The sequence below is a fragment of the Citrobacter sp. wls706 genome (genome assembly GCF_005281305.1).
In the GTDB taxonomy this organism is placed as follows: Bacteria; Pseudomonadota; Gammaproteobacteria; order Enterobacterales; family Enterobacteriaceae; genus Citrobacter; species Citrobacter werkmanii.
Genome location: NZ_SZXG01000030.1, coordinates 13,897 through 30,373 on the forward strand (window position 1 = coordinate 13,897; position 16,477 = coordinate 30,373).

Here is a 16,477-nt window from a genome sequence, read left to right on the forward strand (position 1 = left end):
TTACTCCATCATCTTCTCAATCGGCAGCACCAGAATTGAGCTGGCGCCGAGCGCTTTCAGTTTTTCCATTGTTTCCCAGAACAGGGTTTCGCTGCTGACCATGTGCATGGCCACACGCTGCTGGTCACCCGCCAGTGGCAGAATGGTAGGGCGCTCAGCGCCAGGCAGCAGGGCGATGACTTCGTCCAGACGCTCGCTCGGCGCGTGCATCATGATGTATTTGGATTCACGAGCCTGAATAACCCCCTGGATGCGGGTCAGGAGTTTGTCGATCAACTGCTGTTTGGCTGCGGCCATTTCGCCATCGCGCTGAATCAGACACGCTTTAGAGCGGTAAATCACTTCCACTTCACGCAAACCATTGGCTTCAAGTGTCGCACCGGTTGAGACCAGATCGCAGATCGCATCGGCAAGGCCCGCGCGGGGTGCGACTTCGACAGAACCGTTTAACAGACAGGATTTAAATGACACCCCTTTTTGATCGAGATAACGCTTGAGCAGGTGCGGGTAAGAGGTGGCGATACGCTTCCCGTTCAGCGCGGTCGGGCCATCCCAGGCTTCATCAACCGGGGTTGCCAGCGAAAGACGGCAGCCGCCGAAGTCCAGACGACGCAGGGTAAAATAGCGAGGATCTTCACCCTGTGCCCGACGGTTGAGCAGCTCTTCTTCCAGAACGTTTTCCCCAATGATGCCAAGATCAACGACGCCGTCCATCACCAGACCCGGGATATCGTCATCACGCACGCGCAGAATATCAATCGGCATATTCTCTGCCATCGCAATTAAGCGTTGGGTGTGAAGATTAATTTTAATGCCGCAACGGGCCAGTAATTCGCGTGAATCGTCGCTTAAACGGCCTGATTTCTGCATAGCTATGCGTAAACGGGTGTTGTCTAACATTATTTGTTCCTCGTTATCCTGTCTGAATCAGTTTGGGTCACGCACAAAAAAAGCCCCCGGAAGAAATCTTCCGGGGGCTTTCTCATACGCTCATGCACCGCTGGAAGATTTAAATGTCTCCCAGCACACATCGCCTGAAAGACTAGTCAGGATGATGGTGGTGATGGTGTTTAAATTGAGCGCGTGTCATAAATTTCTCGATGAATGTTTATTCATTTGATGTCTTTTAACCTAAACCACTTTAGCTACGGAAAGCAAGGGCTTTTTTTGATCATTAATTCATTTCATATTGATACTATGAATTGTCAGCCACCGTGGGCTGGCGTAGCCTTGCATTATAGGCCAAAAGTCAGGAGAGAAGGCATGAAAAAGGTCGCAATTGTCGGGTTAGGTTGGTTAGGCATGCCGTTAGCCATGTCGCTGGCGGCGAGAGGCTGGCAGGTGACCGGCAGCAAAACCACATTAGATGGAGTGGAAGCGGCCCGCATGAGCGGTATCGAGAGTTACTCGCTGCGCCTGGAGCCTGAACTGGTCTGTGAGGCCGACGATCTCGACGCACTCATGGACGCTGATGCTCTGGTTATTACGCTACCTGCGCGCCGTAGCGGGCCGGGGGAGGCATTTTACCTGCAGGCCATGCAGGAGCTGGTGGACAGTGCATTGGCGTACCGGATCCCGCGGATTATTTTTACCAGCTCGACGTCGGTCTATGGTGATGTCCAGGGCATCGTGAAAGAGGGAACACCGCGTAACCCGGTCACCGCCAGCGGGCGTGTCCTGAAAGAACTTGAAGACTGGCTGCACAACTTGCCTGGCACCTCGGTTGATATTCTGCGCCTGGCCGGGCTGGTTGGCCCGGGAAGACATCCTGGCCGATTTTTCGCGGGTAAGACGGCGCCAGATGGGCACCATGGCGTCAATCTGGTGCATCTGGATGATGTCGTTTCTGCCATCACGTTGCTGCTGCAAGCGCCCAAAGGGGGACACATCTATAATATATGTGCGCCTTTGCATCCGGCGCGTAATGTGTTCTATCCGCAGATGGCCCGCCAGTTGGGGATGGAACCGCCGGAATTTCGCGGCGGTGCGGATAACGGTAAAGGTAAAGTCATTGATGGCAGCCGTATTTGTAATGAGCTTGGATTTGAGTACCAGTATCCCGATCCGCTGGTGATGCCGATGGAGTGACAGGCCAGCAGAGTGTCGCTGTATACCGCCAGGGGGCGAGTATGAAACCACTGCTGGACGTTCTTATCATCCTCGATGCGTTAGAAAAAGAGGGCAGTTTCGCGGCGGCGTCGGCAAAATTGTATAAGACGCCGTCTGCGCTTAGCTACACCGTCCATAAACTGGAAAACGATCTTAATATTCAGTTATTAGATCGCAGTGGGCACCGGGCTAAGTTTACCCGCACCGGCCAAATGCTGCTGGAAAAGGGGCGAGAGGTATTGCACTCCGTCCGCGAACTCGAAAAGCAAGCCATTAAGCTCCATGAAGGCTGGGAGAATGAACTGGTTATCGGCGTCGATGATACGTTTCCCTTTTCCTTGCTGGCTCCCCTAATCGAATCTTTCTATCAACGTCATAGTGTGACGCGTCTGAAATTTATTAACGGCGTTCTGGGCGGCTCCTGGGATGCACTGACTCAGGGGCGGGCGGATATTATTGTCGGTGCTATGCATGAACCGCCAGCGGGGAGTGAATTTGGCTTTGCGCGGCTGGGCGCTTTGGAACAGGTGTTTGTCGTTGCGCCGCATCACCCCCTGGCGCAGGAACAGGAACCATTACATCGGCGTACTATTCGACGTTTTCGCGCCATCGTGGTGGGAGATAATGCGCATCAAGCGAACATCTCCGGCGTTCAGGTGTTGGACGATCAGGAAGCGATTACCGTTTTTGACTTCAAAACCAAGCTGGAGCTGCAAATTAGTGGTTTGGGATGCGGATATATTCCACGTTACCTGGCGCAGCGATTTTTGGACAGCGGCGCGCTGATTGAAAAGAAAGTGGTCGGACAAATTCTGTTTGAACCCGTGTGGATAGGGTGGAATGAACAGACCGCCGGGCTTGCCAGCGCCTGGTGGCGGGATGAGATTTTAGCAAATAGTGCTATTGCCGGGGTGTATGTTAAAACGGATGCTGATAAATCAATCAGTTGAGAAAAAATATTTTTTTACAGTTGCTTCAATCTCTTGTTATTTCTCCCCAAATTAGTGCAAAATACGCCGCTTGCAAAAAATGACATTAACCGACGTTTTAATACGCGTCGGTTATTTTTTTGCATCAAACCAATCATTCATAAAAGAGGCCGGGCTTCGTACCGGATAGATACTTACTTAAAAATCGACAGTTGTTGTCGCTGAGGATTAACAAAAAATGGGGCAATTTTTTGCTTACGCGACGGTTTTCGCCGTAATGGGGGATAACCATGTCGCATAACGCTACTCCAAACACCTCTCGCGTGGAATTACGTAAAACGCTTACGCTGGTTCCGGTTGTCATGATGGGCCTTGCCTATATGCAGCCGATGACGCTGTTCGATACATTCGGTATCGTCTCAGGAATGACCGATGGTCACGTCCCGACAGCTTACGCCTTTGCACTGATCGCCATCCTCTTTACCGCACTAAGCTACGGTAAACTGGTTCGTCGCTATCCGTCCGCAGGCTCTGCCTACACTTACGCCCAGAAATCCATTAGCCCGACCGTTGGCTTTATGGTTGGCTGGTCATCGCTGCTGGACTACCTGTTCGCGCCGATGATCAACATTCTGTTGGCGAAAATATATTTTGAAGCGCTGGTGCCCTCGATTCCATCGTGGATGTTCGTGGTGGCGCTGGTGGCCTTTATGACCGCCTTCAACCTGCGTAGCCTCAAATCCGTCGCCAATTTCAACACTGTGATCGTGTTGTTGCAGGTGGTGCTGATTGCGGTGATCCTCGGCATGGTCGTTTATGGCGTGTTCGAAGGGGAAGGGGCCGGTACGCTGGCAAGCAGCCGTCCGTTCTGGTCTGGTGATGCGCACGTGATCCCGATGATCACCGGTGCGACCATCCTGTGCTTCTCGTTCACCGGTTTTGACGGTATCAGCAACCTGTCAGAAGAAACCAAAGACGCTGAGCGCGTGATCCCGCGTGCGATTTTCCTGACCGCTCTGATTGGTGGCCTGATCTTTATCGTCTCCACCTATCTGTTGCAGCTGTACTTCCCGGATATCTCGCGCTTTAAGGATCCAGATGCTTCGCAGCCAGAAATCATGCTGTATGTTGCTGGTAAGTTCTTCCAGGTAGGCGCGCTGATTTTCTCTACCATTACCGTACTGGCGTCCGGTATGGCGGCGCATGCAGGCGTTGCGCGTCTGATGTACGTGATGGGCCGTGATGGCGTATTCCCGAAAAGCTTCTTCGGTTATGTACACCCGAAATGGCGTACTCCGTCCATGAACATCATTCTGGTTGGTGCGATTGCTTTGCTGGCAATCAACTTCGACCTGGTGATGGCGACGGCGCTGATTAACTTTGGTGCGCTGGTGGCGTTTACCTTCGTTAACCTGTCGGTAATCTCCCAGTTCTGGATCCGTGAGAAGCGTAACAAGACGCTGAAAGATCACTTCCAGTACCTGTTCCTGCCAATGTGCGGTGCGCTGACCGTTGGCGCGCTGTGGGTGAACCTGGAAGAAAGCTCAATGGTTCTGGGCCTGATCTGGGCGGGTATCGGTCTGATCTACCTGGCTTGCGTGACCAAAAGCTTCCGCAACCCGGTCCCGCAGTACGACGAAGATATCGCGTAATAATTGCATTTAGCTGAAAAAAAACGGAGACATGTTCTCCGTTTTTTTATACGTGGGATTTATACAATCTCTTGCGCATATTGCCAGAGCGCTTTCAGCAGCGTCAGCTTCTCTTTGTTATCCGCATATTGCTGACTCAGCATCTGTAATTCATTGGCGTAATTTTGCAAAAACTCCGGCGTGAATACCTGACGACGATGGTCCAGCCAGCGCTGTTGTTCGGCTTCATCCAGCGTGCCGGGGAAGTTACGCGCACGGTAGTTAAACAGCAGCTTTTCAATGCGTTTATCGACAAAGGTGATATCCAGCGCCGGTAAATTGCGCGGTTCGGTTTCCAGAACGATTTTCATTGCGGCACGGTCGGCATCGCTGAAAAAGCCGTTGTACAGCTGGGCGTCTACGTTATCAGATGGCGCAAAGGGTTCCGCTTCGGCGAAGATTGCCACGACTTTGTCGCGTACCTGTGGGTTTTCGCGCAGAGTTTTGAGGTTATCCAGACAACGCTGGCGGTTAATACCAAGACGATCTGCATCTTCCGGGCGCAGGGTGTTCGCCTGTGCCAGTACCGGACATTTGTTGATGTGCACCAGTTTAACCGGAACCGCTGGGTTATCTCCCAAATCTGCCTTAGCGGTGTAGAGCCGCTCACGCAGCGCGTCACTGTCCATTTCGAGCAGTGGTGAAATATCACCGGCTAAGTCGACCATGATAACCGCGTTGCGATTCTCCGGATGCCAGGCCAATGGCGCCACCCAACTGGTGTTACCGCGCCAGGCGCCGAACATGCCCGAGACATGGACCAGCGGTTTCATCTGCGGCACATCAATTAGCGCCGCCAGTTTGTGCTTATTACGATGGCTATAGAGATACTCAAACAAACGTGGTTGGCGTGACTTGACTAATTGCGCCATTGCAATCGTGGCATACACATCGGCCATTGCATCGTGGGCATTGGCATGCTCAATCCCATTCGCTTTGGTCAAATGTTCCAGGCGAAAGCTGGGCAAGCCATCGTCGTTTTCCGGCCAGTTAATACCTTCAGGACGCAGGGCATAGCAGGCTCGCATTACATCCAGCAGATCCCAACGCGAATTATCGTGCTGCCAGCTCCAGGCATAGGGATCGTAGAAATTGCGATACAGGATGTTTCGCGTCACTTCATCATCGAAGCGCACGTTGTTATAGCCAAGAATGCAGGTTTTCGGCACGGTAAACAGGGCGTGAATACGCGCAGCAAAAGCAGCTTCATTTTCTCCCTTTTCACGTGCTTCCTGCGGTGTGATACCGGTAATCAGCACCGCCTCTGGCTGTGGCAGATAGTCGTCTGCGGGTTTGCAATAAAAGACTTCAGGTTCACCGATAATGTTGAAATCGTTATCTGTGCGGATGGCCGCAAATTGTGCGGGTCTGTCCAGCGCCGGATGGGTACCAAAGGTCTCGTAATCGTGGAAGAGAAAACCAGGTTGCTGCTTGCCGTCATTCATTGTTCAGTTATGTCCGGGATCAATTTAGCGCTTATCTAAGAATACCAAAAAATAGCGAGGGAATCAGCAAGAGGATTATCGATGCGGAATGACCTCCGCAAGAAAATTGCGCTGAACGAAGCTTTGAACGAATGGTTAATTATTTTCTCCTCATTAAAGGAAATTACTGGAATAAATTTTCTTAAAATCAGAACTTGGGAAATAAGTTAATTGATAACCATTATTGTTATTTCCATTTCGTTTTCTGTGTTCTGGAAACTTTAAAAGTCTTTTATAAACAACGGTTTCATATTTCAACTAATACGCTTGTATGCATTGTAATAAAATGTGAGTGAGGTTAAGAATTAATAATTTAAACTCCATATAATAATTGGATATATCTAATAACAGGAGGTTATATGAGCATTAGTCGGCGTAATTTTCTACGAGGGGTGGGTATAGGCTGCTCAGCCTGTGCGATAGGAAGTTTTCCACCAGGCGCACTGGCGCGAAATTCTCCCGAGCACATAAAAGGGAAAACATCCCTGACGCCAAGTTTGTGCGAAATGTGTTCTTTTCGCTGCCCAATTCAGGCTCAGGTAATTAATAATAAGACGGTTTTTATTCAAGGAAACCCTAATGCGCCTCAGCAGGGCACGCGTGTCTGTGCGCGCGGAGGGAGCGGTGTTAGCCTGGTCAACGACCCGCATCGTATTGTTAAACCGATGAAACGCACAGGACCTCGCGGGAGCGGTGAATGGCAGGTGATTAGCTGGCAGCAGGCATATAAAGAAATTGCCGAGAAAATGACGGTAATAAAAGCGCAGCATGGTCCCGAGGGGGTCGTATTCTCTTCCAAGTCCGGTTCGCTTTCTGGCCATTTATTTCATCTCGCGACGGCTTTTGGATCGCCGAACACGTTTACTCACGCGTCGACATGTCCCGCCGGAAAAGCGATTGCCGCTAAAGTTATGATGGGCGGCGATTTAGCCATGGATATCGTCAATACCCGTTATATGGTCTCTTTTGGCCATAACCTCTATGAAGGCATTGAAGTTGCCGACACGCATGAACTGATGACCGCGCAGGAAAAGGGCGCGAAGATGGTTAGCTTTGATCCCCGTTTATCCGTCTTCTCCAGCAAAGCGGATGAATGGCATGCGCTTAAGCCTGGCGGTGACTTACCAGTGCTGATGGCGATGTGTCACGTCATGATCAAAGAAAATCTGTATGACGCAGACTTTGTGGCACGCTACACCACAGGGTTTGACCAACTGGCTGAGGCGGTACAAGAGACCACGCCGGAATGGGCGCAAAAGCTCGCTGATGTGCCTGCTGATGTGATTATCCGGGTCACCCGCGAAATGGCCGCCTGCGCGCCTCACGCCATCGTCAGTCCGGGTCATCGTGCGACGTTTTCGCAAGAAGAAATTGATATGCGGCGCATGATTTTCACCCTCAATGTGTTACTTGGAAATATTGAGCGTGAGGGCGGGTTGTATCAGAAAAAAGCGGCGGCAACGTACAATAAGCTGGCCGGAGAGAAAGTTGCTCCCGTGCTGGCAAAACCCGATGCCAAGTTACCCAAACCAACGGCGCAGCGTATCGATCTGGTTGCCCCGCAGTTCAAGTACATCGCGGCCGGCGGCGGCGTTGTGCAGAGCATTATTGATGCCGTCTTAAATCAAACGCCGTATCCGGTGAAGGGATGGATTATGTCCCGACACAACCCTTTCCAGACCGTGACCTGTCGACCAGATCTGGTTAAGACTGTTGAACAGCTCGACCTGGTGGTCAGCTGCGATGTCTATTTAAGCGAAAGCGCGGCGTATGCCGATTATCTTTTACCTGAATGTACTTACCTTGAGCGCGATGAAGAAGTTTCTGATATGTCAGGGCTGAATCCAGCCTATGCCCTGCGTCAGCAGGTTGTAGAGCCTATCGGTGATGCGCGTCCGAGCTGGCAAATCTGGAAAGAACTGGCTGTTCAGTTAGGCCTTGGGCAATTCTACCCATGGCAGGATATGCAAACGCGTCAGCTGTACCAGCTTAATGGCGATCATGCGTTATCTGCTGAGCTACGTCAGAAAGGGTATCGGGAGTGGGGTGTTCCGCTATTGCTGCGCGAACCCGAAGCGGTGCGTCAGTTTGTGGCGCGCTATCCGGGCGCGGTTGCGGTTGATAGCGACGGCACCTATGGTGAACAACTGCGCTTTAAATCCCCGTCAGGAAAAATCGAACTCTACTCTGCGGAGCTGGAAACACTCCTGCCTGGCTATGGTGTTCCTCGCGCCCGCAATTTCGCGCTCAAAGGCGACAATGAACTCTACTTTATTCAAGGGAAAGTGGCGGTTCATACCAATGGCGCAACGCAATATGTGCCACTGCTGAGTGAGCTGATGTGGGACAACGCGGTGTGGATCCACCCGCAAACGGCCCGTGAAAAAGGTATCGAAAGCGGCGATGACATCTGGCTGGAAAATGCAACCGGTAAGGAAAAAGGCAAAGCGCTGGTCACCGCTGGTATTCGACCCGATACGCTATTCGTCTATATGGGATTTGGCGCCAAGGCAGGAGCCAAAACAGCCGCGACGACGCACGGTATTCACTGCGGTAATTTGCTTCCGCATGTCACCAGTCCGGTGTCAGGTACGGTGGTCCACACCTCTGGCGTTACGCTTCGTCGGGCATGAGAAAGGAGTACATCATGAATCAATCAACAAACCCTTATGTCATGCTGCATGACGAAAAACGCTGTATTGGTTGTCAGGCGTGTACGGTTGCCTGCAAGGTACTGAATGACGTGCCTGAAGGTTTTAGCCGCTTACAGGTGCAGATCCGTTCACCGGAACAGGAACCCGAGGCACTGTCCCACTTCCAGTTTGTTCGTGTTTCCTGCCAGCATTGTGAAGATGCGCCGTGCGTCAGCGTTTGTCCAACCGGTGCTTCATTCCGTGATGAAAACGGTATTGTGCAGGTGGATAAATCTCGCTGTATTGGCTGTGACTACTGCGTTGCTGCTTGTCCGTTCCATGTCCGTTATCTCAATCCACAAACGGGAATCGCAGACAAATGTAATTTCTGCGCGGATACCCGCCTGGAGGTCGGACAGTCACCCGCCTGCGTTTCCGTTTGTCCTACGGATGCGTTGAAGTTCGGTCGTCGCGATGATCCGGAAATACAGCACTGGATCAATCAAAAAGAGGTTTATCGCCAGCAGGATACGCGTAGTGGCCCGGTGAGTGTTTATCGGCGTAAAGAGATCCATCAGGAGGGTAAAGTATGAATTCTATCTGGGGAGCGGAGCTTAACTATGCGCCGGACTACTGGCCGCTGTGGCTCATTTATGCGGGCGTTATTGTTGTGCTGATGATTGCGGGCCTCATCACGCACGCGCTGTTACGTCGGATGCTGGCGCCGAAAACGGCAACCGGAGAGGAGCACCGGGAATACCTCTATTCGCTGGCTGTTCGCCGTTGGCACTGGGGAAATGCGCTACTCTTTATTCTGCTTTTGCTGAGCGGCCTGTTTGGCCACTTCTCTGTCGGACCGGTAGCGTTGATGGTACAGGTGCATACCTGGTGCGGCTTCGCATTGCTGGCCTTCTGGATAGGCTTTGTGTTAATAAACGCAACCAGCGGCAACGGCTGCCATTATCGCGTGAAGTTAAACGGGTTGATATCACGCTGCCTGCTGCAAACGCGCTTTTATCTGTATGGCATCATGAAAGGCGAGCCGCATCCGTTTGCCGCAACGGCAAAGGATAAATTTAACCCACTGCAACAACTGGCCTACCTGGCCATTATGTACGCGCTGGTTCCGCTGTTGATCATCACCGGGTTGTTATGCCTCTACCCGCAGGTGGTAGCGGCAGGGCCTGTAATGCTGGTGCTGCATATGGCGTTAGCGATTGTGGGTTTACTGTTCATCTGCGCACATATTTACCTGTGCACGCTGGGCGACACGCCAGGGCAAATTTTCCGCAGTATGATCGACGGCTATCATCGCCATCGCAGTCATCACGCAGAGACTGCGCCACGCAAAGGATAATTTCGCGCGCGGTTTGTCTCTGACAGCCTTGTATAACAGCAAGAAAATGTGCCTTGTGTCACATTTTCTTGCAATTTATTCAAGTTTGTTCGACAGAACTTCCGTAAAAAGAACGGCTATTTCTCCCTTTTCTGAGGACATGCTGTTGAAACGCCGTTTGTTTATTGCCGCTTCACTATTCACGATGAGTTTTACGTCCGCTTGGGCGACCGATGCCACCAGCTTCGCCCCTCAGCCGCCTGCGATAAATGCCGGGGCGTGGGTATTAATGGATTACACCACGGGCCAAATTCTGACAGCCGGTAATGAACACCAGCAACGTAACCCCGCCAGTCTGACCAAGCTGATGACCGGCTATGTTGTTGATCGCGCAATCGACAGTAAGCGCATTAGTCCAACCGATATTGTCACCGTTGGGCGCGATGCCTGGGCGAAAGACAATCCGGTATTCGTCGGTTCATCCCTGATGTTCCTGAAACAAGGCGATCGTGTTTCGGTGCGCGACCTCAGCCGCGGGCTAATTGTTGATTCAGGTAATGATGCCTGCGTGGCGTTGGCGGATTACATCGCCGGGGGACAACCGCAGTTTGTGGCGATGATGAACAGCTATGCGCAAAAGCTGAACCTGCAGGACACCCATTTTGAAACGGTCCATGGTCTGGATGCGCCAGGTCAGCATAGCTCTGCTTACGATCTTGCCGTATTGTCGAGGGCTATCATCCATGGTGAACCGGATTTCTACCATATGTACAGTGAGAAAAGCCTTACCTGGAACGGAATCACGCAGCAAAACCGTAATGGCCTGTTGTGGGATAAAACCATGAACGTTGATGGTCTGAAGACAGGGCATACGTCCGGGGCCGGGTTCAACCTGATCGCTTCCGCCGTTGATGGAAAACGTCGACTGATTGCGGTTGTGATGGGGGCGGAGAGTGCGAAAGGGCGTGAAGACCAGGCGCGTAAGCTGCTGCAATGGGGGCAACAAAACTTCGATACGGTGCAGGTTTTGCGTAGCGGTAAGCAGGTCGGTACTGAACGGATCTGGTATGGCGACAAAGAAAAAATCAGCCTGGGCACCGAGCAGGATTTCTGGATGGCCCTGCCTAAAACGGAAGTCGCTAACATTAAAGCAAAATATGTCCTTGATAAGAAAGAACTGGTCGCGCCAATCGCGGCACATCAGCGTGTGGGTGAAATTGAACTCTACGATCGGGACAAGCTGGTGGCGCACTGGCCTCTGGTTACGCTGGAGTCCGTCAGCGAAGGCGGCGTTTTCTCGCGTCTGAGCGATTATTTCCACCATAAGGCGTAGTTATTTCCTGGAAAGCCTGACTGGCAAGAGTGCGAATCTGCTCACATAATAATCACTATTTGCTTGTGGCCGTAATACCTAAAAATTATACTGTATATAAACACAGTGTAATCGCGGAGGTTATATGGAGTACGAGATTAAGCAGGTCGATAAACGCAGGATTGCCGGTTTTCACATGGTTGGTCCGTGGGAACAAACGGTAAAGCAAGGTTTTGAGCAGTTAATGAAGTGGGTCGACGGGAAGCAAATTGTTCCGCTGGAATGGATAGCCGTTTATTACGACAATCCTGACGTTGTCCCGGCGGAGAAACTGCGTTGCGATACCGTGGTATCCGTGCCTGAAGATTTTGCGATCCCGGAAAATAGCGAAGGGGTGATCCTGACCGAAGTGGCGGGTGGCGACTATGCTATTGCCGTTGCGCGCGTTGAAAATCATGATTTTGCCACGCCCTGGTATCAGTTCTTTGACCGCCTGATGCAGGATACGACTTACGAAATAGCCGCTAAACCCTGCTTTGAAGTGTACATGAACAATGGCATGGAGGATGGCTACTGGGACATTGAAATGTACATACCGGTGCAGTCGAAGTAACTGTTTTTGATGCAAAACAGGATGATATTTTCAGGCAAAAAACGAGTACAATTTTGTTCTTTGCTATTCGCTGACGGAGTGCATGAGTGCGTGCCAATAAGTCACTGAGTCCTTTTGAAATTCGTTTGTATCGTCATTATCGTGTAGTGCACGGTATTCGCATTGCGCTTGCGTTTATTCTCACTTTTCTGTTGGTACGCCTGTTAAACATTCCTGAAGGTACATGGCCTCTGATCACTCTGGTGGTGATCATGGGGCCTATTTCTTTTTGGGGTAACGTTGTTCCCCGAGCTTTTGAACGGATTGGCGGCACGATCCTGGGATCGGTGCTTGGGCTGGTGGCCCTGCGTCTGGAGCTTTTTTCGCTTCCGCTAATGCTGATATGGTGCGCGGTGGCGATGTTTCTCTGCGGTTGGCTGGCATTGGGCAAAAAACCGTATCAGGCGCTGCTGATTGGTATTACGCTTGCTGTCGTTGTGGGCGCGCCCGCTGGGGATATGAATACGGCGTTATGGCGTGGCGGCGACGTTATTCTGGGATCGTTACTGGCGATGCTGTTTACCGGCGTGTGGCCACAACGGGCATTTATACACTGGCGTATTCAGCTGGCGCATTGCGTAACGGGGTACAATCGGGTGTACCAGGCGGCGCTCTCCCCCAATCTGCTTGAACAACCGCGACTGGAGAAGCATTTACAACAGCTGTTGAGCGAGGTTGTCAAAATGCGCGGGCTCATCGTCCCTGCCAGTAAAGAAACACACATTCAGAAATCCATTTTTGAGGCTATTCAGACGGTTAATCGTAACCTCGTCTGCATGCTGGAGCTGCAAATTAATGCGCTCTGGGCCAGCCGTACCAGCCATTTTGTTATGCTGAACGCGCATACTCTGCGTGAAACCCAGCTCAGGACGCAGCAGGCGCTACTGACAATAACGCATGCATTATATGAAGGTAACCCGCAGCCAGTGCTGGCGAATACGGAGAAGCTCAACGATACCGTGGTGGAGCTGCGTCAGCTTATCGCTGAGCATAAAGGTGATAATGTCGCGGAAACGCCTATTCACGGCTACGTTTGGTTGAATATGGAGATGGCGCGACAGCTGGAGTTACTTTCGCATTTAATCTGTCGCGCGTTGCGCAAATAAAGAGCAGATGAGGGGATTGGTTCTACTGCTGCTTCGATTCAGCAAAGATTAGAGGTATGATACTGAAAAAGGCTAAAACCATTGGTAACTGCAATGGTTTTACCCTCGATAATTCAGGTTTCAACCATGCATTGTCGATGCAGATGCAACTTGAAGTATGGCGGGCATGAAAGTAATGTTGACCCACTTTAGCCGTTGTTTTAACGAATCCGAATCTCACATTATCAGGGGTGTAAAAATGGAAACTACCAAGCCTTCTTTCCAGGACGTGCTGGAATTTGTTCGTCTGTTCCGTCGTAAAAACAAACTGCAACGTGAAATCCAGGACGTTGAGAAAAAGATCCGTGACAACCAGAAACGTGTCCTGCTGTTGGACAACCTGAGCGACTACATCAAGCCTGGGATGAGCGTCGAAGCGATCCAGGGCATTATTGCCAGCATGAAAAGCGATTACGAAGATCGCGTAGATGATTACATCATCAAAAATGCTGAGATCTCAAAAGAGCGCCGCGATATTTCTAAGAAACTGAAAGCCATGGGCGAACTGAAAAACGGCGAAGCGAAAGCTGAGTAACGATTTTATGCTTGTCCGGGTCGCTGCTGTGCGGCGACCCTTATCGCAGTTCAACTCCGCCTGCGACCATCCGCAATAAATGCTGTTCCGGCCAGTGAACCGTCAGTTTTTTCTGCGTCAGCATCCATTTTATGTAATCCACATCATGACGCGTTCTGTCCAGCATCAGGCCGACAACGCTGCCGCTGTGCGCAACGTTAACGCCGTATAAATCACATTCCTCTACCAGCGCTAAGAGCAAATCAAAATCTGGCTTCGGTAACAGCAACTGGCTGGCGACTGCGCTAAGCGTAGCGGCTTCGCCCAACCGGTAAGGGTTTTGGCTGATACAGGCATCCTGTACTTTTTCCCATGCCTGTTTGAGGGCCGGAGCGCCTGCCTGTAACCCGGCATGACGGGGAATACGGTGATAATCCGCAGTACGCAAGATCTCCGGGCTTTCGAGAACCAACAGATCGAGTTGAGGCTGGGCTTCGCAGGAAATCTGTGTGGAGGCGTCGTTATGATCGAAAAGGGTAAGCTTACGAAAAACGGTGCTGTCGGTCGGCTCCAGCGAAACGCAAAGGTGCGCCAGCGTAGGCTCATCCAGGTGATGGCCCAGATGATGTGCTGTGGCGACAGCGGTGGCGGCAATATCTGCAGTGCTGCTGGCCATTCCTTTAGCGATGGGAATAGTTGACTGGACATCAATTCGGATATCCTGACTCATCTGCGCCGGGTACTGCCAGTGCTGCAATAGCCGATTAACCATCGCCCGTGAAAGTGGACGTTCCTCTGCCAGCGGCGAGCCTGAAGTGACCTCAACGGTGCTATACCATTCGACCGGGCAGGAGACCAATTTCTCACTGCCCAGAATCCAGCCCTGGATAAGTTCTCCGCACGATGCGGGACATTGCGCAACAGCCACGTCTTCACCTTTGTGATCAGCAATCTTCGGCGCATAGTGTCATGGCGATCATGCTATTACCATGATTTGCCGCAATTTGCGGTGCGGCAGCGCTAAGCGGGAATGCCCAATGTCACAGTTTCTGATATCGCTAAACGCATAACGTCCTGCGCTATCATCAGCTCTTCATTGGTATTAATCACCGCCACTTTAACCAGCGCATTTTCTGTCTGAATAAACGTGGCGTTTCGCTGATTTTTTTCTTCATCGACGACCAGTCCCAGGAAATTCAGATTGCGACAAATTGCCGCTCGCGCTCGCGCTGAGTTCTCGCCGATCCCACCGGTAAACACCAGCGCGTCCAGGCCGCCCATCTGCATAATATAGCTGCCAATGGTGGCGCGAATTCGCTCGGCAAAAAGCGTCAACGCCAGCGCCGCCTGATGATTACCTGCATCTGCGGCATGTTCAACATCGCGATAGTCAGGTGAGATGCCAGAGACACCGAGTAGTCCGGATTCATTGTTGAGCAATTGGTTGAGCTGCTGCGGTGTTTTGCCTTCGCGCAGGGCAATCCATGGCAAAATCGATGGGTCAATATCGCCGCTTCGCGTGCCCATCATTACGCCTGACTGCGGCGTAAATCCCATTGAGGTATTAACCGATTGCCCACCCTTAATGGCGCAGATGCTGCTGCCGTTGCCGAGATGGCAACAAACGACGCGCAGGGCGCTGAGGGGCACTCCCAGCTTTTCTGCAAGCTGGGCACTGACGTATTTGTGGCTGGTGCCATGAAAACCGTAACGACGAATACCCAGCTCTGAATAGTAACGCCAGGGCAGGGGATAAATAAAAGAAGGCTCGTCAAGAGTCTGATGAAAAGCCGTGTCAAAAACCGCAACGGCTGGCGTTTCGGGTAATAGCTGGCGAAATACCGCGATCCCCAGGGCATTTACCGGGTTATGTAGCGGCGCCAGTTCGGCAAGGCGATCGATTTCCGCCAACGTTTCATCAGTCACCAACGCGGAGTCTTTAAAAGATTCCCCACCGTGCGCAACGCGATGCCCTACGCCGTCAATCTCTTCCAGACTGCTGATAATGTTGTGGCTGAGCAGTTTTTCCAGTAACAGCGTCACTGCTTCACGGTGATCGGCTACGGGCAATGTTTCCTGCCATTTCTGCGCTGGCGTCTTAAGGGTGACCTGCGCATCAGACATACCGATACGTTCGATCAACCCCTGACAGATCATTTCACCTTGCGGCATCGCCAGCAACTGAAACTTAAGCGAGGAACTCCCCGCGTTAATGGCCATTATTTTGTGAGACATGAAAGTTCCTTTGCATTCAGAAAAATGAACATCTCATCGACCCCAGTATTCTCCAGCGCGCTGGTGACAAACACTTTTTGCGCGCCAGCCTCGATTAACCAGCTCTCAACGAGGGAAATGCGCTGCGGGTTGGCTAAATCGGCTTTAGTGACGAGGCCAATAACGGGTCGGTTCATTGGGCCGGTGAAACCGGGAGAAAATGGTGACCACGGCGCGTCAGCATTGAGGACCAGCGCGATGATGTCTGCTTCACAGGAGCTGGCCAGCAGCGCACTATACAGACAGCGGTTTTCAAGGTATTCGCCCGGTGTATCTATCGCTGTGGGCGACCAGACTATGGCCTGGGTCTTCTGATAGTGAAGCGCTTCTCCCCGCATGCATTGTGTGAGCGACGTTTTTCCGCACTGGCTGGGTCCGATTAGCATGATGCGTTTCAT

The 16,477-nt window shown here is 51.7% G+C and carries 15 protein-coding genes, 1 pseudogene and 1 other annotated feature; of the genes and pseudogenes, 10 read left to right on the forward strand and 6 right to left on the reverse strand.

Annotated features, from left to right (window positions below; all coding sequences use genetic code 11):
• Both hisG and hisL read right to left on the reverse strand, forming a co-directional pair.
• Nucleotides 1-900: an ATP phosphoribosyltransferase gene (gene hisG / locus FDW92_RS07820; protein WP_042307534.1), complete on the reverse strand. Its 900-nt coding sequence runs from the start codon at nucleotides 898-900 to the stop codon at nucleotides 1-3.
• Nucleotides 901-944: 44 nt separating this feature from the next.
• Nucleotides 945-1,067: a sequence feature (His leader region), on the reverse strand.
• Nucleotides 1,043-1,090: a his operon leader peptide gene (gene hisL / locus FDW92_RS07825; RefSeq protein ID WP_100250077.1), complete on the reverse strand. Its 48-nt coding sequence runs from the start codon at nucleotides 1,088-1,090 to the stop codon at nucleotides 1,043-1,045. It overlaps the preceding feature by 25 nt.
• A 173-nt stretch (nucleotides 1,091-1,263) precedes the next feature.
• Between hisL and FDW92_RS07830 the strand changes: the two genes are divergently transcribed.
• From FDW92_RS07830 to plaP, 3 genes and pseudogenes are all read left to right on the forward strand, one after another.
• Complete coding sequence (locus tag FDW92_RS07830; RefSeq protein WP_042307535.1) at nucleotides 1,264-2,088, forward strand: SDR family oxidoreductase; 825 nt, start codon at nucleotides 1,264-1,266, stop codon at nucleotides 2,086-2,088.
• 41 nt (nucleotides 2,089-2,129) lie between these two features.
• Nucleotides 2,130-3,114 (forward strand): annotated as a pseudogene (locus FDW92_RS07835) (LysR substrate-binding domain-containing protein).
• 214 nt (nucleotides 3,115-3,328) lie between these two features.
• Nucleotides 3,329-4,690, forward strand: coding sequence for a putrescine/proton symporter PlaP (plaP, locus tag FDW92_RS07845; protein WP_003030167.1), 1,362 nt, complete (start codon nucleotides 3,329-3,331; stop codon nucleotides 4,688-4,690).
• Nucleotides 4,691-4,749: 59 nt separating this feature from the next.
• Here the strand turns inward: plaP and sbcB are convergent, their stop codons facing one another.
• Nucleotides 4,750-6,174, reverse strand: coding sequence for an exodeoxyribonuclease I (sbcB, locus tag FDW92_RS07850; RefSeq protein WP_042307540.1), 1,425 nt, complete (start codon nucleotides 6,172-6,174; stop codon nucleotides 4,750-4,752).
• Between the two features lie 398 nt (nucleotides 6,175-6,572).
• On the opposite strand from sbcB, the gene phsA reads away from it, so the two are divergent.
• The 7 genes from phsA (at nucleotide 6,573) to FDW92_RS07885 (ending at nucleotide 13,826) form a co-directional block, all read left to right on the forward strand.
• The gene (gene phsA / locus FDW92_RS07855) at nucleotides 6,573-8,846 is read left to right on the forward strand and encodes a thiosulfate reductase PhsA (protein ID WP_042307542.1); all 2,274 of its coding nucleotides are present in this window, start codon (nucleotides 6,573-6,575) and stop codon (nucleotides 8,844-8,846) included.
• Nucleotides 8,847-8,860: 14 nt separating this feature from the next.
• The gene (phsB, locus tag FDW92_RS07860; protein ID WP_042307544.1) at nucleotides 8,861-9,439 is read left to right on the forward strand and encodes a thiosulfate reductase electron transport protein PhsB; all 579 of its coding nucleotides are present in this window, start codon (nucleotides 8,861-8,863) and stop codon (nucleotides 9,437-9,439) included.
• Complete coding sequence (phsC, locus tag FDW92_RS07865; protein WP_042307546.1) at nucleotides 9,436-10,203, forward strand: thiosulfate reductase cytochrome B subunit; 768 nt, start codon at nucleotides 9,436-9,438, stop codon at nucleotides 10,201-10,203. Before phsB ends, phsC begins: the two co-directional genes overlap by 4 nt.
• Nucleotides 10,204-10,342: 139 nt before the next feature.
• A complete protein-coding gene (dacD, locus tag FDW92_RS07870) occupies nucleotides 10,343-11,515 on the forward strand; it encodes a serine-type D-Ala-D-Ala carboxypeptidase DacD (protein ID WP_042307548.1) in 1,173 nt (390 codons plus the stop codon).
• A 124-nt stretch (nucleotides 11,516-11,639) separates the two neighbouring features.
• Nucleotides 11,640-12,107, forward strand: a complete 468-nt coding sequence (gene sbmC / locus FDW92_RS07875) for a DNA gyrase inhibitor SbmC (RefSeq protein WP_042307550.1) — start codon at nucleotides 11,640-11,642, stop codon at nucleotides 12,105-12,107.
• Nucleotides 12,108-12,193: 86 nt separating this feature from the next.
• Nucleotides 12,194-13,252, forward strand: a complete 1,059-nt coding sequence (locus FDW92_RS07880) for an FUSC family protein (protein WP_038641701.1) — start codon at nucleotides 12,194-12,196, stop codon at nucleotides 13,250-13,252.
• A gap of 238 nt (nucleotides 13,253-13,490) precedes the next feature.
• Nucleotides 13,491-13,826: a DUF496 family protein gene (locus tag FDW92_RS07885; protein ID WP_032939582.1), complete on the forward strand. Its 336-nt coding sequence runs from the start codon at nucleotides 13,491-13,493 to the stop codon at nucleotides 13,824-13,826.
• Between the two features lie 40 nt (nucleotides 13,827-13,866).
• On the opposite strand, the gene FDW92_RS07890 is transcribed toward FDW92_RS07885, so the two are convergent.
• The 3 genes from FDW92_RS07890 to pduV form a co-directional block, all read right to left on the reverse strand.
• Nucleotides 13,867-14,733 (reverse strand): L-threonine kinase, encoded by an 867-nt coding sequence (locus tag FDW92_RS07890; protein ID WP_042307551.1) that lies wholly within the window; start codon nucleotides 14,731-14,733, stop codon nucleotides 13,867-13,869.
• Between the two features lie 92 nt (nucleotides 14,734-14,825).
• Nucleotides 14,826-16,040, reverse strand: coding sequence for an acetate/propionate family kinase (locus FDW92_RS07895; RefSeq protein WP_042307553.1), 1,215 nt, complete (start codon nucleotides 16,038-16,040; stop codon nucleotides 14,826-14,828).
• The gene (gene pduV, locus FDW92_RS07900; RefSeq protein ID WP_042307555.1) at nucleotides 16,025-16,477 is read right to left on the reverse strand and encodes a EutP/PduV family microcompartment system protein; all 453 of its coding nucleotides are present in this window, start codon (nucleotides 16,475-16,477) and stop codon (nucleotides 16,025-16,027) included. Before pduV ends, FDW92_RS07895 begins: the two co-directional genes overlap by 16 nt.